This window comes from Pseudomonas monsensis, from assembly GCF_014268495.2.
GTDB lineage: Bacteria > Pseudomonadota > Gammaproteobacteria > Pseudomonadales > Pseudomonadaceae > Aquipseudomonas > Aquipseudomonas monsensis.
The window spans coordinates 66,562-91,149 of the sequence record NZ_CP077087.1 but is presented as its reverse complement, the minus strand read 5'-3'; the positions used below and the strand labels follow the sequence as shown (position 1 = coordinate 91,149).

Genomic DNA, 24,588 nt, shown 5'->3' with positions numbered 1-24,588 from the left:
CCAGGGCCACAACCGCAAGGAGAAAAGCCATGGCCAAAGAAGGCTCGGTAGCCCCCAAGGAACGCATCAACGTCACCTTCAAACCCGCCACCGGCGGTGCTCAGGAAGAGATTGAACTGCCGCTGAAACTACTGGCAATCGGTGACTACACCCACCGCAAGGACGATCGCAAAATCGAGGATCGCAAGCCGATCAGCATCGACAAGATGACCTTCGACGAAGTGTTGGCCAAGCAAGAACTGGGTCTGACGCTGAGCGTGCCGAACCGTCTGCAGGAAGATGGCGAGGCCGACGAGCTGGCTGTGCAACTGCGCGTCAATTCGATGAAGGACTTCAACCCGGCCAGCCTGGTCGAGCAAGTGCCTGAGCTGAAAAAACTGATGGAACTGCGCGATGCGCTGGTGGCCCTCAAAGGCCCGCTGGGTAACGCACCTGCGTTCCGTAAAGCGATCGAAGGCGTGCTCGCCGACGACGAATCCCGCGGTCGCGTACTCGGTGAGCTGGGCCTGAACGCCGCAGCCCCGGACGCCTGAGAACCCAGCAGCCAAGGAAGCCAACACAATGAGCACTAGCGCAGCACAAGAGAAAAGCGCCGACAACGGCGAGTACAGCATTCTCGACAGCATCATCGCCGAAACCCGTCTGACCCCGGACGACGAAGCCTACGACATCGCCAAGCGTGGCGTGTCGGCGTTCATCGAAGAGCTGCTCAAGCCGCAGAACAACGGTGAGCCGGTCAAGAAAGCCATGGTTGACCGCATGATCGCCGAGATCGACGCCAAGCTCAGCCGTCAGATGGACGAAATCCTCCACCACCCGGATTTCCAGGCCCTGGAATCGTCGTGGCGTGGTCTGCAGTTGCTGGTCGACCGCACCAACTTCCGCGAAAACATCAAGATCGAAATCCTCAACGTCTCCAAAGAAGACCTGCTGGACGATTTCGAAGATTCGCCGGAAGTCATGCAGTCGGGCCTGTACAAGCACATCTACACCGCTGAATACGGCCAGTTCGGTGGTCAGCCGGTTGGCGCGATCATCGCCAACTACTTCATGTCCCCAAGCTCGCCGGACGTGAAACTGATGCAATACGTGGCCAGCGTATCCTGCATGTCCCACGCGCCGTTCATCGCCGCGGCCGGTCCGAAATTCTTCGGTCTGGAAAGCTTCACCGGCCTGCCGGATCTGAAAGATCTGAAAGACCACTTCGAAGGCCCGCAATTCGCCAAATGGCAGAGCTTCCGTACTTCGGAAGACTCCCGTTACGTTGGCCTGACCGTGCCGCGTTTCCTGCTGCGTAACCCGTACGATCCGGAAGAAAACCCGGTCAAATCGTTCGTGTACAAGGAAACCGTTGCCAACAGCCACGAGCACTACCTGTGGGGCAACACCGCTTTCGCGTTCGGCACCAAGCTGACCGACAGCTTCGCCAAATTCCGCTGGTGCCCGAACATCATCGGCCCACAGAGCGGTGGCGCGGTTGAAGACCTGCCGTTGCACCATTTCGAAAGCATGGGCGAAATCGAAACCAAGATCCCTACCGAGGTTCTGGTTTCCGACCGTCGTGAATACGAACTGGCCGAGGAAGGCTTCATCTCCCTGACCATGCGCAAAGGCTCCGACAACGCGGCGTTCTTCTCCGCAAGCTCGGTGCAGAAGCCGAAGTTCTTCGGCATCAGCGCAGAAGGCAAGGCGGCAGAGCTGAACTACAAGCTCGGCACCCAACTGCCGTACATGATGATCGTCAACCGCCTGGCTCACTACCTGAAAGTGCTGCAGCGCGAGCAACTCGGTTCGTGGAAAGAACGTACCGACCTCGAGCTGGAACTGAACAAGTGGATTCGCCAGTACGTCGCCGACCAGGAAAACCCGAGCGCCGAAGTGCGTGGCCGTCGTCCGCTGCGCGCTGCGCAAGTGATCGTCAGCGACGTTGAAGGCGAGCCGGGCTGGTACCGCGTGAGCTTGAACGTGCGTCCGCACTTCAAGTACATGGGTGCCGATTTCACCCTGTCGCTGGTTGGCAAGCTGGACAAAGAGTAAGAGCGACTCATGGACGGATACGGCAGTCTTTTCGAACGCCTCAATGGCGATGCGGAACAGCGCAAGGGCAGGAGCCTCGAGGCTTCGGCCATGGCGTCGGTGGCTGCCCATCTGGCCAAAATGCTCAGCACCCGGGCCGGCAGCGTGCAAACGCTGTCCGACTACGGGTTGCCCGATCTCAATGACATGCGTCTGAGCCTGCACGACTCCCTGAGTCAGGCCCGCCTGGCCATCGAAAGCTTCATCGAAGCCTACGAGCCGCGCCTGAGCAACGTGCGTGTCATTTCCCTGCCGCGTGACCACGATCAGCTTCGCCTCGCCTTCAGCATCGAAGGCCTGCTGGAAGTTGAAGGGTTCAAGCGTCAGGTCAGTTTTTCCGCGCGCCTGGATGGCAGCGGACAAGTGAAGGTCACCTAAGGAGATCCCCGATGTCTGGCAAACCCGCAGCACGCGTATCCGACCCCACCGCTTGCCCCCTTCCTGGCCACGGTACCAACCCGATCGCCGCCGGTTCCGGCGACGTGTTCTTCGACGGCCTCGCGGCCGCCCGCCAGGGCGATGCCTCGGCGTGTGGTGGTGCGATGGTCGGCGATCTTGCGACAACCGTGTTGATCAACGGCAAACCGGCTGCGACCGTAGGTTCGGTTGGTGCTCACGGCAACAAGGTCACGGCAGGTTCCGGGACGGTGATTATCGGGAATTCGCATTCGCCCGCGCCGTTTGTGCCGCCGGTACCGCTGAATATTTTCGGATTCGATGTTCGAGTCCTGCTTTTGGACTCGGCTTCCGGCGCTCCACTAAAAAACGTTTCTTATATCGCGACCCTAGAGGATGGCTCGCAGGTGGAAGGCGTTACCGACGAGGCCGGCCTGTCTATGTCCCTGGGAAAAAAGGCTCAGTCACAAAGTGTCCAGTTCGCTGCCAAGCCGAACTGGCTTTTGCGAGGAGAATGAGATGGGGCAAGCGGCTCAAGTCACGACTGTTGTCACCACACCTGCATCTGATGTGGCACCTGTTCAAGTCTATTTGGTCGGTGACGACGACTACGTTATTCCACTTGTTTTCCCGGATTACAAAATCCACATCGACGGTTATCAGACGACCTTTTTTGGCAAGAAGATCGAAATACCTGGAGGTAAGGCCCCCTATCTCGGACATGCGGGGGTTCTTGTCATTAACGGTAAAACGGGTCAGTCAAAATATTATGAATATGGCCGATATCCGGGCCCTGGGCCCGCAGGGCGGGTGCGTGTTGGTCGGATTCCAGACGTTGTACTGAAGAGTGGAGCAATCACAGAGTCGTCTCTGAAGAAAACCTTAAGGCACATCGCGACCGAGCACGGTCAATCCGGGAATATCACGGGCGTTGTTTTGAGGGGGCATGTCTACGATCAAGCACTTGCCTGGTTGAAGGCGAAGGAGGCAGAAAACGCAGACGGCAAACGACAGGAATACGATCTTGGAAATCATAACTGCGTAACGTTTGCGACTGACTTGGCAGAGGCGGTGGGATTCTCCATTCCTTTCCGAACACGAGTTGTCGTACCAAGCGCCTACATGGCCCAGTTTCAATTCAGCGAGCCAGACCTTGATTACATTTTCGCGACCGACACGTTGGAGATAACCAAGTGAAGGTATTGAAGTGGGCTTTTATTTCCATAATTACATTGGCGTTCGTGTTGGTGATTGCAGCTTATTCGCTGCTTGAGCGTTCTGACGGAAAGGTATTGACCTTGAAAGATCATCCAAACGCTTACTGGAGTGGTGCGCAGGACGGTGGAGTTTTTTTTGAAATCACTAAATCCGACCCTCCCGCCTACTACATAGAAATTCGCTACGAGAGTGGAGATATCTGGGCTGAGGGCTGGGTAAAGCACGCCGTTAAACAGGGCGATACATTCAAGAGTCAGGATCTGCTGGGCTATGACGGCGGCGATGTCGTCTATCTGCAAGACGGAACAGTTCTGGATCTGAGTTCGGCGGCAGTGAAATGACTTGGTTGAATATGGGCTCTTTGCATGGTCTTCACAGGCCTGCTTTGGCTGATAAACGTTCGAATTCAATCACTGGATTCGCCGGCCTCATTCTGATGCTCGTTTCCTCGTACGGCTTTGCCATTCAGCAGGTTTACAACAATCGTGCGCACGTGGGATCTGCCCATGACGTACGTCGGCATTAACTGCCCTCAAATCGACAATTTTGCAAAAACTGAAGAAAGCAGGTAACCCCCGTGTCCTTTAACCACTACTACCAAAGCGAACTCACCGCACTGCGCCAACTCGGTCGCCGTTTCGCCGAGCGTAGTCCGGCGTTGGCGCCGTTTCTGGGCCAGGCCGGGCGGGACCCGGACGTGGAGCGGTTGCTGGAAGGCTTTGCGTTTCTCACCGGGCGGCTGCGGCAGAAGCTCGATGACGAATTGCCGGAACTCAGCCATTCGCTGATGCAACTGCTGTGGCCGAACTACATGCGCCCGCTGCCGGCGTTCAGCATTCTGCAGTTCGATCCGCTCAAGCGATCCGGGCCGGCGTTGCGCGTCGAGCGCGATACGCCGATTGAAAGCAAGCCGATCGAAGACGTGCGTTGCCGCTTCCGCACCTGCTATCCGACTGAGGTGCTGCCGCTGGATCTGGCTGCGCTGAACTACTCGGTGAAGGGCGACGGCTCGCTGCTCAGCCTGCGTCTGGAAATGAGCGCCGACGGCCACCTCGGTGAGCTGGAACTGAGCAAACTGCGTCTGCACTTTGCTGGTGAGCGCTACATCAGCCAGATGCTATACCTGAGCCTGCTGCGCAATCTCGAAGGCATCGAGCTGATCCCGCTCGACGGCGCCGGCAAGCCGATAGATGGTGTCGCCGGCAAGCCGATGGCGTTCAAGATTCCCGGTGACCGGGTCAAGCCGGTGGGTTTTGCCGAAGAAGAGGCGTTGATTCCATATCCGCTGAACACTTTCCGTGGCTATCGCTACCTGCAGGAATACTTCGCTTTCCAGGACAAGTTCCTGTTCGTCGACGTCAACGGTCTGGACATTCTCAAGGCGCTGCCGGAAGACACGCTCAAGCAGATGCGTGGCCTGGAACTGCGCTTCGACATTCGCAAGAGCGGCATCATGCGTATGCGTCCGACCCTGGATAACGTGAAGCTGTTCTGCACGCCGATTGCCAACCTGTTCGCCCACGACGCCCTGCCGATCCGTCTCGACGGCAAGCAGGACGAATACCTGCTGCTGCCGGCGGAATACGATCTGGAAAACTGCGGTGTGTTCTCGGTGGAAACCGTGACTGGCTGGAAGCCCGGTGGCCTTGGTTATCAGGAATACGTGCCGTTCGAATCGTTCGAGCATGACCCGAGTTTCGACGTGCCCAACAGCCGTCCGCATTACAGCATTCGCCAGCGTTCGTCCCTGCTGCACGACGGCCTCGACACCTACCTGAGCTTCGGCATCCGCCACACCGAAGCCCACGAAACCCTGTCGATCGAGCTGATGTGCACCAACCAGAACCTGCCGCGCAAGCTCAAGCTCGGCGACATCTGCCTGGCCTGCGAAGAGACCCCGGAGTTCCTCAGTTTTCGCAACATCACCCCGGCGACGTCGAGCTTCGCACCACCGCTGAACCGTGACTTCCTGTGGAAGCTGATCAGCAACATGTCGCTTAACTATCTGTCGCTGGCCGACGTCAATGCGTTGAAGGTGATTCTGGAAACCTACGACTTGCCGCGCTACTACGACCAGCACGCGGAGAAGGTCAGCAAGCGCCTGCTCGGCGGCCTCAAGCACATCAAACATCACCACGTCGACCGGCTGCACCGTGGGCTGCCGGTGCGCGGTCTGCGCACCGAACTGACCATCGACCCGGAAGGGTATATCGGCGAAGGCGACCTGTTCGTGTTCGCTTCGGTTCTTAACGAGTTTTTCGCGCTTTACGCCAGTCTCAATTCATTCCATGAGCTGCGGGTAAAAAGCACACAGGGAGAGGTGTACCAATGGACACCACGTATGGGCCTGCAGCCCCTGCTTTAAGCGGGCTGACCAAGGTAATACGCGAGTACTCGCTGTTTCAGGCCGTGCTGCTGGTGATCGACCGGCTGCGTGAGGCTCACCCGTACCTGAGCGAGGACGACTTGTACGATCATGTGGAATTCCAGGCCAACCCGAGCCTCGGTTTTCCGCGCAGCGATGTTGATCGTGTGGAGTTCTTCGAAGAGCACGGGCAGATGCGCGCGCGCATGCGTTTCAACCTGATCGGCCTGGTCGGTTCGGGCTCGCCGCTGCCGGCGTTCTATGGCGAACAAGCCTTGGGCGACAGCGAGGACGGCAACCCGACGCGCAACTTTCTCGACCTGTTCCACCATCGCCTGCAACGGCTGATGCTGCCGATCTGGCGCAAGTACCGCTATCGCGCCAGCTTCCAGAGCGGCGCGATCGACCCGTTCTCCTCGCAGTTGTTCGCGCTGATCGGTCTGGGTGGCGACGAGATCCGCAAGGCCAAGGAACTGAACTGGAAACGCCTGCTGCCGTACCTCGGCCTGCTCAGCTTGCGGGCGCACTCGGCGGCATTGATCGAAGCGGTGCTGCGTTACTACTTCAAACACGAAGACCTGGTCATCGAACAGTGCATCGAGCGCCGCGTGGAAATCCTCGACGAGCAGCGCAACCGCCTCGGGCGCGCCAACAGCCTGCTGGGTGAAGACCTGGTGCTGGGTGAGCGGGTGCGCGACCGCAGCGGCAAATTCCGCATTCACATCACCGAACTCGACTGGGAGCGATTCCACGAATTCCTGCCGATCGGGTTCGGCTACCAGCCGCTGTGCGCGCTGGTGCGGTTCACATTGCGTGACCCGCTCGATTACGACATTCGCCTGGTGCTGCGCCCGGAAGAAATCCGCGAACTGCGCATTGGTGAGAAGAACGACTGTCGTCTGGGGTGGACCAGTTGGCTGGGCTGCGAAAAAGCAGACGGCGTAGTGACCCTGGGCAGCAAAATTCATTAAGGACGTGAGCCATGATCAACGTAGACCTGCAACAACTCATTCAGGCGCTGGACGCCGAAACCCGCCGTGATCTGGAGCGTTCAGCCGAGCGTTGCGTGGCCCGTGGCGGCAGCAAGATCCTCGTCGAAGACCTGCTGCTGGGGCTGCTGGAGCGTCCTAACGGCTTGCTGTCGCGTGCGCTGCAGGATGCCGACGTCGACGCCGGCGAACTGAGCGCCGCGCTGCAGTCGCGCGTTGAGCACAGCGCTTCGCGCAACCCGGTGTTCGCCCCGGAACTGGTGCAGTGGCTGCAAGATGCGTTGCTGGTGGCCAACCTTGAACTGGGCCAGACCCAGGTCGAAGACGCCGCGCTGATCCTCGCCCTGCTGCGCAACCCGATGCGCTACGCCGGCAGTCGCTATCAGCCGCTGCTCGCGAAATTGAACATTGATCGCCTGAAGGAATTTGCCCTGTCGCAACAGGAACAACCGGCGGCTAACGGTAAACCGGCGGCGCAGGGCGAATCGCTGTTGCAGCGCTTCACCCACAACCTGACCCAACAGGCCCGCGACGGCAAACTCGACCCGGTATTGTGCCGCGATGGTGCGATCCGCCAGATGGTCGACATCCTCGCCCGCCGCCGCAAGAACAACCCGATCGTGGTCGGTGAGGCCGGTGTCGGTAAAACCGCCATCGTCGAAGGCCTGGCCTCGCGCATTGCTGCCGGTGAAGTGCCGCAGGTGCTCAAGGGCGTCGAGCTGCTGTCGCTGGACATGGGTTTGCTGCAGGCGGGTGCCAGCGTCAAAGGTGAGTTCGAACGTCGTCTCAAAGGCGTGATCGACGAGGTCAAAGCCTCGCCAAAACCGATCATTCTGTTCATCGACGAAGCCCACACCCTGATCGGTGCTGGCGGCAATGCCGGCGGTTCCGACGCAGCCAACCTGCTGAAACCGGCGCTGGCGCGGGGCGAGCTGCGTACCATCGCCGCCACCACTTGGGCCGAGTACAAGAAATACTTCGAGAAAGACCCGGCACTGGCCCGTCGTTTCCAGCCGGTGCAACTGCACGAACCGACCGTCAACGAAGCGGTGACCATCCTTCGTGGTCTGGCCCAGGTTTACGAGAAGAGCCACGGCATCTACCTGCGTGATGACGCGGTGGTCTCGGCGGCCGAATTGTCCGCACGTTATCTGGCCGGTCGCCAGCTGCCGGACAAAGCTGTCGACGTCCTCGACACCGCCTGTGCTCGCGTGCGTATCAGCCTTGCCGCTGCCCCGGAAAGCCTTGAGCGCCTGCGTGGCGAACTGGCCGAAGGTGGTCGTCAGCGTCAGGCCCTGCGTCGCGATGCCGAGGCCGGTCTGCTGATCGACCACGAAGCGCTGGATGCGCTGGAAGCGCGACTCGACGAAGCCGAAACCGAAATGGTCGCGCTGGAAAGCCTGTGGACCGAACAGAAACAACTGGCCGAGCGCCTGCTGGAACTGCGCCAGCAACTGGCCAAGGCCCGCGAAGCCGCTGCCGTTGAACCGACTGTCAGTGTTGAAGAAGACGCCGAAGGCACCGTGATCGAAACCCTCGCCGCTGAAGTCGAGGAAGGCCAGAGCGTCGAAGCGCTGGAAGCCGAACTGAATAAAACCCACAGTGCCCTGACCGCCGCACAAGTCAAAGAGCGTCTGGTCAGCTTCGAAGTCTGCCCGCGTCTGGTCGCCGAAGTGATCAGCGCCTGGACCGGTGTGCCATTGGCGCAACTGGCCCGCGAACACAACGCCAAGGTCGCCAGTTTCGCCACCGACCTGCGCACGCGCATCCGTGGTCAGGAACAAGCCGTGCACGCACTGGATCGCTCGATGCGCGCCACCGCTGCGGGCCTGAACAAACCTGATGCACCGGTCGGTGTGTTCCTGCTGGTCGGCCCGAGTGGCGTCGGCAAGACCGAAACCGCGCTGGCCCTCGCTGATCTGCTGTACGGCGGCGACCGTTTCATCACCACCATCAACATGTCCGAGTTCCAGGAGAAGCACACCGTTTCTCGCCTGATCGGTGCGCCACCGGGCTACGTCGGTTACGGCGAGGGCGGCATGCTCACCGAAGCCGTGCGGCAGAAGCCGTACTCGGTGGTGCTGCTCGATGAAGTCGAAAAGGCTGACCCGGACGTGCTCAACCTGTTCTACCAAATCTTCGACAAAGGTGTGGCCAACGACGGCGAGGGTCGCGAGATCGACTTCCGCAACACGTTGATCCTGATGACCTCGAACCTCGGTAGCGACAAGATCAGCGACCTCTGCGAAGACGGCGCACGTCCGAGCGCCGAACTGCTCGAAGAAACCATTCGCCCGGTGCTGAGCAAACACTTCAAACCGGCGCTGCTGGCGCGGATGAAAGTGGTGCCGTACTACCCGGTCGGCGGCCCGGTGCTGCGCGAGCTGATCGAGATCAAACTCGGTCGTCTCGGCGAGCGCCTGAACCGTCGTCAGCTGGATTTCAGCTGGTGCCAGAACCTCGTCGATCACCTGTCCGAGCGTTGCACGCAAAGCGAAAGCGGTGCGCGCCTGATCGACCATCTGCTCGATCAGCACGTGCTGCCGCTGGTGGCTGACCGCTTGCTCGACGCGATGGCCACCGGCGAAAGCCTCAAGCGTGTGCATGCCACGCTCGACGGCGAAGCCAGCGTGACCTGCGAGTTCGCCTGAGGTGGGTGTGATGTTCACTCAAGTGCCGCAGCCACTGGTCTACGCCGAAGCGTTGCTGGCGCAATTCGCCAGCCTGTCGCGGGCGGCGGACGGTGCTGCGTTGTTGGGTGACTTCGTGCGCGGTCTGGCCGAGCTGAGCGGGTGCGAATTGACGCAACTGTATTTGCTCGACGCCACCCACACCTGCCTGGGGATGAACGCCGAATGCCTCGACGGCGCGCTGCAACCGCGCGAAGCGGCGAGCCTGCCGGCGGACTACAACGGTGAGCAACTGCTGCAGTTCGCCCTGTGCCAGAACCGCGTGGTGTGCCTCACCGACTTGAGCGGCAGCCTGCACGAAACCAGCTTTCTGCCGGCGGCGGCTTCGCCGTGGCAGTCGCTGCTGTGCGTGCCGCTGGTCAATCAGCACAAGGCGGTGGAAGGTTTGTTGCTGTGTGCCAGCCGTCGCCGCGTTGACCTGCAAGGCTTTGCCGACTCGCTCGGGCAGCTCGGTTCGTTCGTGCTCGGCCAACTGCACTTGCTGCAGCGTCTGCGTCAGCCGCTGGCGGAATCGGCCACGGTGGCGCGCAGCGTGCCAAGCATCAGTGGTTACGGCCTGATCGGCAAAAGCGCGGCGATGCGCCAGACCCATTCGCTGATCAGCAAGGTCCTGCACAGCGCGTACACCGTGTTGTTGCGCGGCGAGACCGGCACCGGCAAGGAAGTCGTCGCCCGGGCAATTCACGATTGCGGCCCGCGTCGTTCCCAGGCGTTCATCGTGCAGAACTGCGCGGCGGTCCCGGAAAACCTGCTGGAAAGTGAACTGTTCGGCTATCGCAAAGGCGCGTTCACCGGCGCCGACCGTGACCGCGCCGGCCTGTTCGATGCGGCCAATGGCGGCACGCTGTTGCTCGACGAGATCGGCGACATGCCGTTGTCGTTGCAAGCGAAGATATTGCGCGTGTTGCAGGAAGGCGAGATCCGGCCGCTGGGTTCCAACGACACCCACAAGATCGACGTGCGCATCATCGCCGCGACGCACCGCGATCTGTCGACGCTGGTCAGCGAAGGCAAATTCCGCGAGGACCTGTATTACCGCCTCGCGCAATTCCCGATCGAGCTGCCGGCCCTGCGCCAGCGCGAAGGCGACATCCTCGAACTGGCCCAGCACTTCGCCGAGAAGACCTGCACGTATTTGCAACGCGATCCGGTGCGCTGGTCGAGCGCGGCGCTGGAACACCTGTCCGGCTACAACTTCCCCGGCAACGTGCGCGAACTCAAGGCTTTGGTCGAGCGCGCGGTGTTGCTGTGCGAAGGCGGCGAATTGCTGGCCGAGCATTTTTCCCTGCGCATGGAGCCGATGCCGGAGGACAACAGCCATCTGAATCTGCGCGAACGCCTGGAGCAGGTCGAGCGCACGCTGCTGCTCGATTGCCTGCGCAAAAACGATGGCAACCAGACCCTCGCCGCCCGCGAACTGGGCCTGCCGCGACGCACGCTGCTGTACCGCCTCGGCCGCCTGAACATCAATCTGGGAGATTTCGATGGGTAGGCAAAAGATCATCGTTTTTCCCGCAAAACCTCATTTCAGCGCCGCCCGCAAGGGTCGGCGCTTTGTGCTTTGTCTACACCTGGAGACCCTCTGATGTCTGTTCGTCACTGGCACGCTGTCCTGCTGACCCTCGTCGTTCTATGCGGCCTGGGCGGCTGTAGCGGCAACTACAAATTCAACGACAACGACTATCGCCCGTTGGGTGATCCGCAAGCGGTCAATCGCGGCAAGTGACCGCAAGGAGCATCAAACATGGAACTGGTTTTCGAAATGCTGAACACCAAGCAGTTCGTGCCCACCGAGTTGTGCCAGAAGACCTTTAAACAGGCCGGCGGCGTGATCGGGCGGGGCGAGGACTGCGACTGGATCATCCCTGACCGCAAGCGTCACCTGTCCAATCACCACGCGATTGTCAGCTACCGCGAAGGCACGTTTTTCCTCACCGACACCAGCAGCAACGGCGTGCAGGACGGTTCGAGCGGAGCACGTCTGCACAAGGGCGAGCCGGTGCGGATCGAGCACGGCAGCACTTACGTGCTCGGCGACTTCGAAATTCGCGCGCGCCTGGTGCGTGACCCGGCGACCTTCGACGGGGAAGTCGGCCGTCCGCGTGCTGCCGGCAGCATCATTCCCGATGACGCGTTCCTCGATCTCGACCCGCTCAACGCCCTCGAACAGCAAGAGCGCGTCTACTCGGAAATCGACGAGTTGCTGGCGCCGAACACCAAGCCGGAAGATTCCCGCCAGCGTGCCGACTACGCACGTATCGACATGGAAAGCCTGATGGTGCCGGAGCTGATCGCCGCGCCTGCCGAACCTGAACCCGCTCCGGCACCGAAAGCCGTCGAGCGTCAGAGCGAAGGTTTCTGGGAGCACTTCGGGGCCGCACTGGGTGTGGACGTCAAAGGCCTGAGCCACGACGAACGCGAAGCCCTGGCACTGAACGCCGCGCGCCTGCTGCGGCAGAGCATCGGCGGTTTGCAGCAGAGCCTGCGTACCCGCTCGGAGCTGAAAAACGAATTGCGTCTGGCCCAGACCACCGTGCAAGGCACCAACAAGAACCCGCTGAAGTTCGCCGTCGATCCGAGCGAAGCACTGGAGATTCTGTTGCAGCCAAGCAAACCCGGCCACCTGCCGGCCGAGCAAGCCATCTCCCGCGCGTTCCGCGATCTGCAGGCGCATCAGGTGGCACTGCTGACCGCCAGCCGCGCCGCCGTACGCGGCACGCTGGAGCACTTCTCCCCGGAACAACTGACCCTGCGTTTCGAGCGCGACAACAAGCCGTTGATCGCCACGTCGGGCGGACGCTGGAGAGCGTTCGGCCGCTACCACCAGGCACTGCGTCAGGACGATGACTGGAGCGAGCGTCTGCTGGCCCGCGACTTCGCCCAGGCCTATGAAGAACAGATCCGCCTGATCTCCACCCTCCACACCGACCACCAAGGATGATGCGCATGTCTCGCCGCTCGACCGCTTTTTTCAAGACGCTGACTGCGCTCACCATGCTGGTGCTGCTCGCCGGTTGCTCGTCGCTGTCGCCGTACTCGAAAGTGACCAAGATCAACCTGAAACTGACCGGCAGCGATCAGCTCAACCCGGACCTCAACGGCCGCCCTTCGCCAATCGTCGTGCGCCTGTTCGAACTCAAGCACCCGGTAACCTTCGAGAACGCGGATTTCTTCAGTCTCTACGAGCGCGCCAAGGAATCCCTCAACCCGGACCTGGTGGCCAGCGAAGAACTCGAACTGCGCCCGGGTGAAACCGTGGAGATGAAACTCAAGGTGGAAGAGGGCAGCGGTTATGTCGGCGTTCTCGCCGCTTACCGCGACTTGCCGGAAACCCAGTGGCGCTACACGGTGCAGATCACGCCGCTGGAAGTCACCGAAGTCGATCTGACCCTGGACCAGACCGGCATCCGCAACACTCATCAAGTGCTCGCCAAGGCGGATGACTGAACATGAATACCCATAAAGTCATTTGGCAGGAAGGCATGCTGCTGCGTCCGCAGCACTTCCAGCACAACGATCGTTATTACGATCACCAGATGAAAACCCGCACGCAATTGTTGGGTGGCTACACCTGGGGTTTCCTCAATCTGGAGATCGACCTGCAGTTCCTCAACATGGGCAAACTGGTGATCAGTGAAGCCTCGGGGATTCTGCCGGACGGCAGCCTGTTCGAACTCGGTGGCAACACCGAGCCGCTGGCCCTGGACGTACCGCCGAACACCGGCAACACGCCGATCTACCTGGCGCTGCCGCTGGTCACCGGTAACCATATCGAAGCGCGCCGTCCGGAGCAGTCCGACGTGCTGGCGCGTTACACCGCGTACGACGCCGAAGTCGCCGACTCCAACGCCGGCGACGATTCCGCCAGCCAGGTCAGCTGCGGTCGTCCGGACTTCAAACTGTTGCTCGGCGAGCAGCAGAGCGATCAGGCCTACGTGAAGCTGAAGATCTGCGACGTGCTCGATACCACGCCCGACGGCGTGATCAGCCTCGATCCGGATTTTGTGCCGACCTACATTCAGGCCCACGCCTCCAGCTACCTGCTGTCGTGCCTGAAAGAAGTCATCAGCATGCTCAACCACCGTGGCGACACGATTGCCGAGCGGATTCGCTCCAACGGCAAGGTTGGCGGTGCGGAAGTCGGCGATTTCATGATGCTGCAACTGATCAACCGCACCGAACTGCTGCTGCGTCACTACCTCGGCCTGGAGCAGGTGCACCCGGAAGAGTTGTACCGCACGCTGCTGACCATGCTCGGCGATCTGGCGACCTTCTCCGGCGAGAGCAAACGTCCGCGTCTGGACAGCCGCTACTCCCACGCCGACCAGGGCGGCAGCTTCCGCAAACTGATGGAAGCGATCCGTCAGGTGCTGTCGATGGTGCTCGAACAGCACGCCATCGAGCTGATCCTGCAAGCGCGTCAGTACGGCATCATCGTGTCGCCGTTGCACGACCACAAACTGCTCGGCTCGGCGTCGTTCGTGCTGGCGGCCAGTGCCAACTGCGACTCCGAAGAACTGCGCCACCGCTTGCCGGCGCACCTCAAGGTCGGCCCGGTGGAGCGCATTCGCCAACTGGTCAACCTGCACTTGCCGGGGATCAAGGTCAAACCATTGCCCGTCGCTCCACGGCAGATCGCGTTCCACTCGAACAAAACCTACTTCATCCTCGAACTCAGTTCCGAAGACCTGGCACAACTCGAGCGCTCCGGCGGCTTCGCGTTCCACGTGTCCGGCGAATTCGCCGAGCTTGAACTGAAATTCTGGGCCATCAGGAACTGACCGACATGATCAAGGAAACGGATTACAACCAGGACGACAAAACCGTCCTGCTCGATCGTCAGGGCCACGGACCGGCATCGAGTCCGCTGACCGACTTCGCCGCGCCGCCGCGTTTCGAGCAACTGGAAGAACGCATGATCTACGCCGCGCGCCTGCGTCCGGCGGAGGCGTTCAACATCAGCCTCAATTCGCTGGTGGCGGCCTCGTCCGAGTTGCTGTCGGAAGTGGTGCGCCTCAAGCACAGCGAAACCCGCGAAGACCTGTACGCGCTCAACGAGCGCCTGACCGCCGGGCTCAAGCTGTTTGAAGTGCGCGCCCTGCACAATGGCGCCGAAAGCAGCCAGGTGATGGCCGCCCGTTACGTGCTCTGCACCGTGGTCGACGAAGCCGTCGTGACCACGCCGTGGGGCAACGAAAGCGAATGGTCGCAGATGAGCCTGCTCAGCAGCTTCCACAACGAAACCTTCGGTGGCGAGAAGTTCTTCCAACTGCTCGATCGCTTGTCGAAGAACCCGGTCAAGCACCTGCCGATGCTTGAGCTGATGTACCTGTGCCTGTCCCTCGGTTTCGAGGGCAAGTACCGCGTGCAGGCGCGCGGCATGCTCGAACTCGAAGGCATCCGTGACGCCCTGTACCGCCAGATCCGTCAACTGCGTGGCGACGTGCCGCGAGAGCTGTCGCCGCACTGGGAAGGCCTCAACGATCAGCGTCGCAACCTGGTGCGCATCGTGCCGGCGTGGATGGTGGTGTTGTTCACTTTCGTCTGTCTGGTGGTGATGTATTCGGGCTTCGCCTGGGTCTTGGGCGAGCAGCGCGACACCGTTCTGCAACCTTATCAGCCGCTTGATCCGGCCGCGGTGCAACCGCAGTCGCAGCCGTAAACAGGGACGTGTGATGAAAAAGTTTTTCAAGAAAGTCGGCGCCTTCCTGCGCCAGACCTGGGTCTGGACCCTGCTGCTGGTGCTGTTCGTGGCGCTGCTGGTGTGGTTTGTCGGCCCGTTGTTGGCGGTCGATGACTACAAGTTCTGGGAGAGCCCGACCTCTCGCCTGTTGACCATCGCCGTGCTGTTCCTGATCTGGGGCCTGACCATGGTCTTCGTCAGCTGGCGCGCCGGTGTACGCAAGAAAGAAGTCGAAGCCACCGAAGATGGCCAGGATCGGATCCGCCGCGAAGAGCTGATCGACGACGAGGAGAAAGAGTTGAAAGCGCGTTTCAAAGACGCGCTGAAAACCCTGAAAACCTCAAGCCTGTATCGCGGCCGCAGCGAGCGCTGGCGCAACGAACTGCCGTGGTATCTGTTGATCGGCCCGCAGTCCGGCGGCAAGACCAGCCTGCTGGACTTCTCCGGTCTGGAATTCCCGATCAACAAGATCGACCGCAAGCTGACCCGCGACACCCAAGGCACTCGTCATTGCGATTGGTACTTCGCCGACCATGGTGTGCTGATCGACACCGCCGGACGTTACATGACCCAAGGCGAGAAAGACGTCGACGGCAGTGCCTGGACCACCCTGCTGGAACTGCTGCGCAAGCGTCGTCGCGGTCGTCCGTTGAACGGCGTACTGGTGACCATCCCGGTGGAAATCCTCACCGGTGGCAGCGAGCAAGACATCGACACCCTGGCGCGCCAAGTGCGTGGTCGCCTGCAAGAGATTTATCAGAAGCTGCACGTCGACGTGCCGGTGTATCTGGTACTGAGCAAGGCCGACAAACTGCTGGGCTTCGACGAGTTCTTCGATCAGCTGACCCGCGAGGAAAGCGATCAGGTGTTGGGTACCAGTTTCCGCAAGGACCAGGTTGGCACCGACGTGGCTGTGCTGCGCGGCGAGTTCGAGGAACTGCTGCGTCGCCTCAACAGCCAAGTGATCATGCGCATGCACTCCGAGCGTGACACGCAGCGCCGTGGCCGCATTCTCGACTTCCCGCATCAACTGGGGCAGATCGGCGAGCACCTGTGCCTGTTCGTCGACATGGCGTTCACCGGCAACCGTTACCAGCGGGCCACGCAACTGCGTGGTTTCTACCTGACCAGCGCACCCCACCTGGTTCAGCAAATGGACGAGACGGCTGCCGCCATCGGCGCGAATCTGGGTGTGAATGCCGGTGTGCTGCCGACCCTGCGCAGCGGTCGCTCGCGGTTCATCCACCATTTGTTCAGCCAGGTGATTTTCCCCGAGGCCGATCTGGCCGGTCTGGACAAGCGCGAACGCAGCCGCATCAACTGGGGCCAACGTGCGCTGTACGTCGGCGCATTGGCGGCACTGGCGCTGTTCGGCATGCTCTGGGCGGGCGGTTTTTCGGCCAACTATGAGCGTCTGGAAAACCTGCGCAATCTGGCGCAGAACTGGACGCAACAACGCTCGGCGCTGTCCCCGCGTGATGACGCGATGGGCGCGCTGAAAACCCTCGATACCAGCTACGCCGCGACCCAGGTGTTCCCGAAAAAGGGCGACGTGTCGTACCACGAGCGTGGCGGTCTGTATCAGGGTGAAGACGTCAATCCAGTGGTCAAAGAGGCTTACGAGCGCGAGCTTGAAAAGCAACTGCTGCCACGGGTTGCCACCCTGCTCGAAGGGCAGATCCGCGCCAACATGAAGGACCGCGACCGCCTGCTCAACAGCCTGCGCGCGTACCTGATGCTGAACATGAAGGACCGTCGCGATGCCGCGTGGCTCAAGGACTGGGTCGCCACTGACTGGTCGCAGCGCTACACCGGCAACACCGCGGTGCAGAACGGTCTGAATGCGCACCTGGAGCGTCTGCTGAAGCAGCCGTTTATCTACCCGCTGAACGAACAGTTGGTGACCCAGGCGCGTCAGGTCCTGCGCAGCGAATCGCTGGCCACCGTGGTGTATCGCATGCTCCGCGAGCAGGCGCGCAACCTGCCGGACTACCGCTTCAGCCAACACCTCGGCCCACAAGGCTCGCTGTTTATCGGCACCGAATACGTGATTCCGGGCTTCTACACGCAAACCGGTTATCAGCAGTATTTCTCGGTGCAGGGCTCGGCGCTGGTCACCGACATCCTGCGTGACAACTGGGTGCTGGGCGAAGGTGCGGGCATCAGCGACATGGACTTGCGTCGCCTGATGGTCGAGCTGGAGCAACTGTACTTCCGCGACTACGCCAACTACTGGAGCGAAGCCGTTGGCCAGGTGGCCCTGCCGCCAATCAGCGACGCCGGTGAAGGCGCCGAGCAACTGGCGGGCCTGACCTCGGCCAACTCGCCGGTGCTGGCCTTGCTCACTGAAGTACGCGAGAACACACGCTTCCCGGCCGCCGCCGATCCGGTGGATGAAGCCGGTGATGCCGCCGATGCATTGGCGGGGCAGAAGGGCAAACTGGGTAAAGTCGGCAAACTGGCCGCCGCCGCAGCGGACAAGGCTTCGGCCCTGAACGTGGCGAAGACCCTGCCGGACACCGCGAAGAAGTCGCTGCAACGCCGCTTCGAACCGCTGCATCGTCTGCTCGATGACAACAACGGCCCGGCGGCAGACCTGACCCCTGCGCTGAGCGCGCTCAACGACCTGCAGCTGCAACTGTCCGGTCTGGCCCGTTCCAGTACACCGGAACAAGCCGCGTTCGAAATGGCGAAAACCCGCATGAGCGGCCAGCGTGATGCGCTGACCAACCTGCGTGCTGCCTCGGGTCGCCTGCCGCGTCCGCTCAGCGTGTGGTTCAACGTGCTGGCCGAAGACTCGTGGCGTCTGGTGCTCAACGATGCCTACCAATACCTGAACGGCCGTTATCAGAACGAGCTGTACAGCGTGTATGGCAAAACCATCAACAAGCGTTATCCGTTCAGCGCCAGCAGCACCAGTGACGTAGCGATCAGCGATTTCCGCGAGTTCTTCCGGGCTCAAGGCACCGTCGACCGCTTCTTCGACAGCTACATGCGTCCGTTCGTCAGTGGTGATCCGGGCAACTACCGGATGCGCAGCGTCGATGGCCACAGCCTGCCGGTATCGAAGATGTACCTCGACCAGATGGCCGCCGCGCTGACGATTCGCCAGAGCTTCTTCTCGATCAACCCGGCCGAGCCGACCGTGCAGTTCAAACTGGAGCCGTACACCCTCGACCCGGCCGTGAGCCGTTCCGAGTTCAAGTTCGGCGACAAGACCATGGAGTACCGCCACGGTCCGATCCTGCCAATGTCGTTCAAGTGGCCGACCGATGCTGAAGACGGTCGCACCAGCCTGGTCATGGACAAGATGGCGGGGCGTCCGATCGGCATCGAGAAGAACTCCGGCCCATGGTCGCTGTTCCGTCTGTTCGACCTGATGCAGACCGAGTACCTGACCGGTCGCGACGTGCTGGTGCTGAAAGCCGACGTGGGTGGCCTGCGCGCCAACTACCTGCTGACCAGCCAGCGCACGCCGAATCCGTTCGACATGGGCGTGCTGCGCACCTTCCGTATGCCGGTGCAGCTCTGATGCTGGTGGCCAGTCCCTGGCGCAGCGCGGCGCGTACCGACCCGGGCAAGGTGCGGGCGCGCAACGAAGATGCCTTCCTCGACAATCCGCAGCAGGGGCTGTGGGTGGTCGCGGACGGCATGGGCGGTCATCAGGGTGGCGACATCGCCAGCCAGTTGATCGTCGCCAGCCTGGCTGAACTGCCGCAACACGAGGACTTCGACGAACGCCTCAAAGCCATCCGCCAGTGCCTGCACTGGCTGAACCGGCGTTTGGGGCAGGAGTTGACGGTCACCGCCGGGCGCCACGACAGCATCATGGGCAGCACCGTCGTGGCGCTGCTGGTGGAAGGCAATCGCGCGGCCTGCATCTGGGCCGGCGACAGCCGTTGTTACATGTGGCGTGGGCAGCGGTTGTATCAGCTGTCCAAGGATCATTCGCTGCAACAGCAACTGATCGACGAGCAACAAATGAGCGTCGAACAAGCGGCAGCGCACCCGGCGGCTCAGGCGTTGACCCGAGCCGTCGGCGCCGCCGAACAACTGACCCTGGATGTCCTCGAACTCGAGGTCTATCCGGGCGATGCGTTTTTGCTCTGCAGCGATGGTTTGTATCAGGGCCTGAGCAGCGATGCCCTCGGCAACGCCCTCAGCCTCAGCGCGCCGCACGTGGCGCTGGAACGTCTGTTCGACGGCGCCCTGCGTGGCGCCGCCCGGGACAACCTGACGGCCGTGGTGATCCGCCAATGACTGAAATCGAATCCGCAGTCGATGACTTGCTGATGAGCGAAGAGCAGGCCAACAACCTGACCTACTTCGCCTTCGCCAAGGCAAACAAAGCCGAGCCGTTGCTGGCGCCAACCAAGGCCAGCATCGGTGCACTGCCGGATGTACTCGCCGGTCGCTACCACCTCGAGCGTCTGCTCGGGGCCGGTGGCATGGGGGCGGTCTATCGGGCGCGGGATCTGCTGCACGAGCAGTTCGGCGATCCCGATCCTTACATTGCGCTGAAAATCCTCAGCGAAGAATTTGCCGAATCGCCGGACGCCAGTGCCTTGCTCTACAGCGAGTTCGCCCTGACCCGACGCCTGCGCCACGACAACGTCGTGCGTGCGCACACCTTTGAAGTCGACACCGACTGCCAGCGGGCCTTCATCACCATGGAATACATGCGTGGCCTGACCCTGGACAAATTGCTCTGCGAGCGGCCCCTCGGCCTGCCGTGGAAAGAAACGCGCGACATCGCGCTGCCGCTGCTCGACACGCTGGCCTACGCCCACCGTCGCGGCGTGCTGCACGGTGACATGAAACCGAGCAACGTCATGCTCAGCGAAGACGGCCTGCGCCTGTTCGACTTCGGTCTCGGCCAGGCAGACCAAGGCGTGCTGCCCGGTCTGCCGCACCTGAGTCGTGAGCGTTTCAACGCCTGGACCCCGGGCTACGCCGCCCCCGAACTGCTTGAGGGCCAACCGTTGTCGGCCAGCGCGGACGTGTACGGCGTGGCCTGCGTGATCTATGAACTGGCGAGCGGCAAACACCCGTTCCGCCGCTTGCCCTCGACCCAGGCCCGCGACGAGCACCTGGAGCGCGAGCTGCAAGCGCCGGCGAACCTGCCAAAACACGGCTGGCCAGCGCTAAAAACCGCGCTGAGCTTCAATGCGGCAGAGCGCACCATCACTGCCGACCAATTGCGTGACGCTTTGGGCGCCACTTCGTCCTGGTTGCAACGTCTGCGGCTTCGGGCGTAACGGACGACATTCGAACAGGGAGCACTTTATGTTCAACCCAGCTAACGAAACCCACTTCAGCCTCAAGGTCGAAGACTACGTGGGCGACCTGCAAGTGCTGTCGTTCACCGGCACCGAAGGCATCAGCCAGCCGTTTCGCTTCGACCTCGAACTGGTCAGCGAAAACCCTGATCTGGACCTGGAAAAACTCCTGCACAAGCAGGCATTTCTCGCATTCGATCCGCAAGGCTCAGGCATCCACGGCCAGATCTACCGCGTCGCCCAAGGCGATGCCGGCAAGCGCCTGACCCGCTACAAGGTCTCGCTGGTGCCGCAACTGCAATACCTGCATCACCGCACCAACCAGCGCATCTACCAGCAAATGTCGGCGCCGAAAATCATCGCGCTGATCCTCGACGAACACGGGATCAAGGGCAACGCCTACAACTTCCAGCTCAGCCAGCCGTGCCCGGATCGCGACTACTGCGTGCAGTACGACGAAACCGACCTGCATTTCGTCCAGCGCCTGTGCGAGGAGGAAGGCATTCACTACCACTTCCAGCACAGCGAAAAAGCCCACCTGCTGGTGTTCGGCGACGACCAGACCGTGTTCCCCGACCTCGGCCAGCCAACCGCGTACGTGCAAGGCAGTGGCATGGTCGCCGACGAACCGGTGATCAAAGGCTTCAAACTGCGCCTGGAAACCCGCACCAGCCGCACCACGCGCCGCGACTACGACTTCGAAAAACCGCGCCTGCAAATGGAAGCCGCCTACAAACCCGAAGGCGAGAGCACTGAGCCGGATCTCGAAGACTACGACTACCCGGGCCGTTTCATCGACCGCGCCCGTGGCAAATTCCTCAGCCAGCGCGCCCTCGAACGCCACCGCGCCGACTACCGCCAGGCCGAAGGCCGCGGCGACCAGACCAAACTGGTCAGCGGCCACTTCATGGCCATGTCCGACCACCCGCGCAGCGAGTGGAACGACCTGTGGCTGCTTACCGAAATCTTTCACGAAGGTAAGCAGCCGCAAGTTCTCGAAGAAGGCGTGACCAGCGACACCACCGACAACAAGGACGACTTCCACCAGGGCTACCGCAACACCTTCCTCGCCACCCCGTGGGACGTGTTCTACCGCCCGGCCCTCGAACACCCGAAACCACGCGTACTCGGCAGCCAGACCGCGATGGTCACCGGCCCCAAAGGCGAAGAAATCCACTGCGACCAATACGGCCGCATCAAAGTGCAATTCCACTGGGACCGCGAAGGCCTGGCCGACGACAAAACCAGCTGCTGGCTGCGCGTCTCCAGCTCCTGGGCCGGCGACCGCTACGGCGCCATCAGCATCCCGCGCGTCGGCATGGAAGTCCTCGTCACCTTCCTCGAAGGCGACCCCGACCAACCCCTGGTGACCGGTTGCCTGTACCACAAGGAAAACCCGGTGCCGTATGCACTGCCGGCGAACAAGACTCGCAGTGTGTTCAAAACGCTTAGCTCACCGGGTGGTGGCGGCTACAACGAACTGCGTATTGAAGACAAGAAAGGTGCGGAGCAGATCTACATCCACGCCCAGCGCGATTGGGATGAAAACGTTGAGCATGACCAGAAGATTCGGGTCGGTAATGAACGTCACGATACTGTCGAGAAGAACACCTATACCGAGCTGAAGGCCGAGGAACACCGCACCACCATCAGCGACCGCAAGATCGAAGCGAAGCTGGATGATCACCTGACGATTGGGCAGAACCAACACGTCAAACTCGGTACGGCGCAACTGACCAGCGTGGGGAAAGAGATTCACCTCAAGGCTGGGGACAAGATTGTTATTGAGGCGGGGACAGAGCTGACCATTCTTGGGGGTGGGAGCTTTATCAAGCTGGATGCTGGCGGCGTGACGGTGGTTGGGCCGGTGGTGAAGATCAATGCTGGAGGGGCTGCTGGAACTGGTTCAGGAATTGGTATCAAAGTTCCAGGTTTGCCCGGACTGGCTGACGCAGCGAAAGCTGGGGCGGTGCTAGAGGCGGGGAAAGCCAATCCAACGTGGCTTGAATTGAATTTGCACCAAAGCAATCTTGAACCTGTGCCAGGTGCCTCTTATCGTGTCGAGTTCGCTAATGGGTCTAGCCGTGAAGGTATCCTGGATGCTAAGGGATTCGCTCGACTGGAAGATGTTCCGCCAGGTCCAATTGAAGTTTATTACGGTGAAGATCCACGACCCTTCGACCGTGAGTCAGTCAAAGTAGTTGAGAATTCCGATGACAAGGTCAATTCAGACCTGCGAAAACTTGGGTTGGATCCCGCTCAAGTTGATTTACAAGCATTGATTGAGCAAGCCGCAGGGAGGCTGAAATGAGTGAGGATTTGCAAACGACGAATGCCGCAGGCGATGAAGATCGTAAAGCCGCATACCAAGAGGCCGCTGTTGAGCTGGCAAAAGGCATTGCTTTGGGTGCAGTGCCATTCCTGGGTCAAGCCATTGATGCTTACGATACCGTGGAGTCCTCCATTGATCTCTACAATGCTGGAACTGCAGAGGGTAAAGAGGACGCAAAGTTTGATTTGCTGATGGCTGTCATCGGTTGGATTCCCGGTCCGGGTGACGGACTCAAGAAGAGCTTGCGTATCGTCAATCGCGACCCTCAGCGTTTCGCGCCAGTACTTTTCGATCTGCTGCGTTTTGTGTTGGATGAGTGTGGTGTTAAAACGAGTCCAGAAGAACTATTAAAGCAAATTTTTGATGCTTCAACGCTGCGGGCTGAGCTAGACGAAATAATAGGTGGAGTTAAAGGGTCTTCTACATACCAAAGTTTACCTGCTTGGACTCAGTCAACTATCGTTACTGTGCTTGCTACCGCTCGCGACAATATGCCAGAAATGATAGGGATAGTAGAAAAGCGACTGTTTAAATGGAAGGGGATGCAGCGTAACTCTTCCTCAATGGCATCGGGTACAAGTAAGCCAGCTAAAGTTAAAAAACCAGCAGGCAAAGATCCCTCAGTTGCGGCACAAGGCAAGAGCGGTGCCAGTGAAACTCGGCAAAATTCTGTAGATAAAAACAAGACGGGAAAGAAGTCTTATCATATTTCAAACGAAGGTTTGGGAGTGAGTGGAGAACACATTGCCGACTATATATGTGCAGTAGAGTTCAAGTGGGGCGTGGACTGGGATGGGCATGACAAAGGATCCGATGGTAAATGGTTGGAAGGTAAACCCGGCGCAACTAAGTTTGGAAAACTTTCTCAAGGTGGCAGCCCGAAAAACAGCAATGTTCTTTATAAGCTTTCTGATCCCGCTAACGGTACAGGTATTGATGCGGTATGGAGAGCTGATCCTGCTACCAATGGAGGAAAAAAATTTGCAATTGTCGAAGCAAAAGCGAGCAAGGACGAAGATGCCCCAAAGTTTTTGAGAAAGATCAACAATACTCGAAAGCCTAGCATTAACTCAAAGCTTGGGGTTTCTGGCGAACCAAAATTAAGCGAACTTTTAGAACCTGTGGAGGACGCCCAAGGTGGCGGTAGTGCTCCCGATAAGGCTAACGGTAAAAGCGCATCGAGAGTATCTGGGAAGAAATCTACTGGTAAAGCTTCTACAAAACCCGCGAAGCCCTCAAAAGCCAAAAAGAATGACTTGATGGTACAGATGAGTAAAGAATGGATTTCCCTAAATTTGAGTAAAGCTGTGGGGGATACAATGCGCAGACAGGTGCTTGACTCTTTTTCAAGGCATTTGTTTTTTTCTCCGTTGTATCATCTTTCTGGAAGTCCAGAGGAACATGCCGCAGCTCTTCTTAGTGGGTCTCCTGAGGCTAGCCACGCAAAACATACAGCATTTCACTATGGTGAGGATGAGGTAAAGAAAGCTGTGAATAATCGAAAGAAATCGTTGGCGAAAAAACATGGTGCACTAGATTCCTTGCGGCTTGAGGCTTAAA

General features: G+C 60.2%; 20 protein-coding genes. All 20 read left to right on the top strand.

Annotated elements, in window-relative coordinates:
* Nucleotides 1–29 precede the first annotated feature (29 nt).
* The 20 genes from tssB (at nt 30) to HV782_RS00330 (ending at nt 24,587) form a co-directional block, all read left to right on the top strand.
* Nucleotides 30–533: a type VI secretion system contractile sheath small subunit gene (tssB, locus tag HV782_RS00425; RefSeq protein ID WP_003229587.1), complete on the top strand. Its 504-nt coding sequence runs from the start codon at nt 30–32 to the stop codon at nt 531–533.
* Between the two features lie 28 nt (nt 534–561).
* On the top strand, nt 562–2,037 hold the full coding sequence (gene tssC / locus HV782_RS00420) for a type VI secretion system contractile sheath large subunit (protein ID WP_123469922.1): 1,476 nt from the start codon (nt 562–564) through the stop codon (nt 2,035–2,037).
* 9 nt (nt 2,038–2,046) lie between these two features.
* Nucleotides 2,047–2,454, top strand: a complete 408-nt coding sequence (tssE, locus tag HV782_RS00415) for a type VI secretion system baseplate subunit TssE (RefSeq protein WP_122594477.1) — start codon at nt 2,047–2,049, stop codon at nt 2,452–2,454.
* A gap of 11 nt (nt 2,455–2,465) precedes the next feature.
* Nucleotides 2,466–2,990 carry a PAAR domain-containing protein gene (locus HV782_RS00410; RefSeq protein ID WP_186743908.1) on the top strand — a complete coding sequence of 175 codons (525 nt, stop codon included), beginning with the start codon at nt 2,466–2,468 and terminating at the stop codon, nt 2,988–2,990.
* 1 nt (nt 2,991) lies between these two features.
* Nucleotides 2,992–3,669: a DUF6695 family protein gene (locus HV782_RS00405; RefSeq protein ID WP_202894568.1), complete on the top strand. Its 678-nt coding sequence runs from the start codon at nt 2,992–2,994 to the stop codon at nt 3,667–3,669.
* On the top strand, nt 3,666–4,031 hold the full coding sequence (locus HV782_RS00400) for a hypothetical protein (protein ID WP_123469918.1): 366 nt from the start codon (nt 3,666–3,668) through the stop codon (nt 4,029–4,031). Before HV782_RS00405 ends, HV782_RS00400 begins: the two co-directional genes overlap by 4 nt.
* A 236-nt stretch (nt 4,032–4,267) precedes the next feature.
* A complete protein-coding gene (tssF, locus tag HV782_RS00395) occupies nt 4,268–6,055 on the top strand; it encodes a type VI secretion system baseplate subunit TssF (RefSeq protein WP_123469916.1) in 1,788 nt (595 codons plus the stop codon).
* Nucleotides 6,019–7,026 carry a type VI secretion system baseplate subunit TssG gene (gene tssG / locus HV782_RS00390; RefSeq protein WP_123469914.1) on the top strand — a complete coding sequence of 336 codons (1,008 nt, stop codon included), beginning with the start codon at nt 6,019–6,021 and terminating at the stop codon, nt 7,024–7,026. Before tssF ends, tssG begins: the two co-directional genes overlap by 37 nt.
* 11 nt (nt 7,027–7,037) lie before the next feature.
* Nucleotides 7,038–9,695, top strand: a complete 2,658-nt coding sequence (tssH, locus tag HV782_RS00385; protein WP_123469912.1) for a type VI secretion system ATPase TssH — start codon at nt 7,038–7,040, stop codon at nt 9,693–9,695.
* A 10-nt stretch (nt 9,696–9,705) separates the two neighbouring features.
* Nucleotides 9,706–11,226: a sigma-54 interaction domain-containing protein gene (locus tag HV782_RS00380; protein WP_186743911.1), complete on the top strand. Its 1,521-nt coding sequence runs from the start codon at nt 9,706–9,708 to the stop codon at nt 11,224–11,226.
* Nucleotides 11,227–11,319: 93 nt separating this feature from the next.
* Entirely contained in the window at nt 11,320–11,460 is a 141-nt protein-coding gene (locus HV782_RS00375) for a hypothetical protein (protein ID WP_003229566.1), read from the top strand.
* Between the two features lie 18 nt (nt 11,461–11,478).
* Nucleotides 11,479–12,675 carry a type VI secretion system-associated FHA domain protein TagH gene (gene tagH / locus HV782_RS00370; protein WP_123469908.1) on the top strand — a complete coding sequence of 399 codons (1,197 nt, stop codon included), beginning with the start codon at nt 11,479–11,481 and terminating at the stop codon, nt 12,673–12,675.
* 5 nt (nt 12,676–12,680) lie between these two features.
* Nucleotides 12,681–13,181: a type VI secretion system lipoprotein TssJ gene (gene tssJ / locus HV782_RS00365; protein ID WP_123469906.1), complete on the top strand. Its 501-nt coding sequence runs from the start codon at nt 12,681–12,683 to the stop codon at nt 13,179–13,181.
* A 2-nt stretch (nt 13,182–13,183) separates the two neighbouring features.
* Nucleotides 13,184–14,515: a type VI secretion system baseplate subunit TssK gene (gene tssK / locus HV782_RS00360; RefSeq protein WP_123469904.1), complete on the top strand. Its 1,332-nt coding sequence runs from the start codon at nt 13,184–13,186 to the stop codon at nt 14,513–14,515.
* Nucleotides 14,516–14,520: 5 nt separating this feature from the next.
* The gene (icmH, locus tag HV782_RS00355; protein ID WP_016985783.1) at nt 14,521–15,396 is read left to right on the top strand and encodes a type IVB secretion system protein IcmH/DotU; all 876 of its coding nucleotides are present in this window, start codon (nt 14,521–14,523) and stop codon (nt 15,394–15,396) included.
* A 13-nt stretch (nt 15,397–15,409) separates the two neighbouring features.
* Nucleotides 15,410–18,949: a type VI secretion system membrane subunit TssM gene (gene tssM, locus HV782_RS00350; RefSeq protein WP_186743919.1), complete on the top strand. Its 3,540-nt coding sequence runs from the start codon at nt 15,410–15,412 to the stop codon at nt 18,947–18,949.
* The gene (locus tag HV782_RS00345) at nt 18,949–19,677 is read left to right on the top strand and encodes a PP2C family protein-serine/threonine phosphatase (RefSeq protein ID WP_003229555.1); all 729 of its coding nucleotides are present in this window, start codon (nt 18,949–18,951) and stop codon (nt 19,675–19,677) included. The genes tssM and HV782_RS00345 overlap by 1 nt, the downstream gene beginning before the upstream one ends.
* Nucleotides 19,674–20,675 carry a serine/threonine-protein kinase gene (locus HV782_RS00340; protein ID WP_186743921.1) on the top strand — a complete coding sequence of 334 codons (1,002 nt, stop codon included), beginning with the start codon at nt 19,674–19,676 and terminating at the stop codon, nt 20,673–20,675. Before HV782_RS00345 ends, HV782_RS00340 begins: the two co-directional genes overlap by 4 nt.
* 28 nt (nt 20,676–20,703) lie before the next feature.
* On the top strand, nt 20,704–23,007 hold the full coding sequence (locus HV782_RS00335; RefSeq protein ID WP_186743923.1) for a type VI secretion system Vgr family protein: 2,304 nt from the start codon (nt 20,704–20,706) through the stop codon (nt 23,005–23,007).
* Complete coding sequence (locus HV782_RS00330; RefSeq protein ID WP_186743926.1) at nt 23,004–24,587, top strand: hypothetical protein; 1,584 nt, start codon at nt 23,004–23,006, stop codon at nt 24,585–24,587. Before HV782_RS00335 ends, HV782_RS00330 begins: the two co-directional genes overlap by 4 nt.
* Nucleotide 24,588 lies beyond the last annotated feature (1 nt).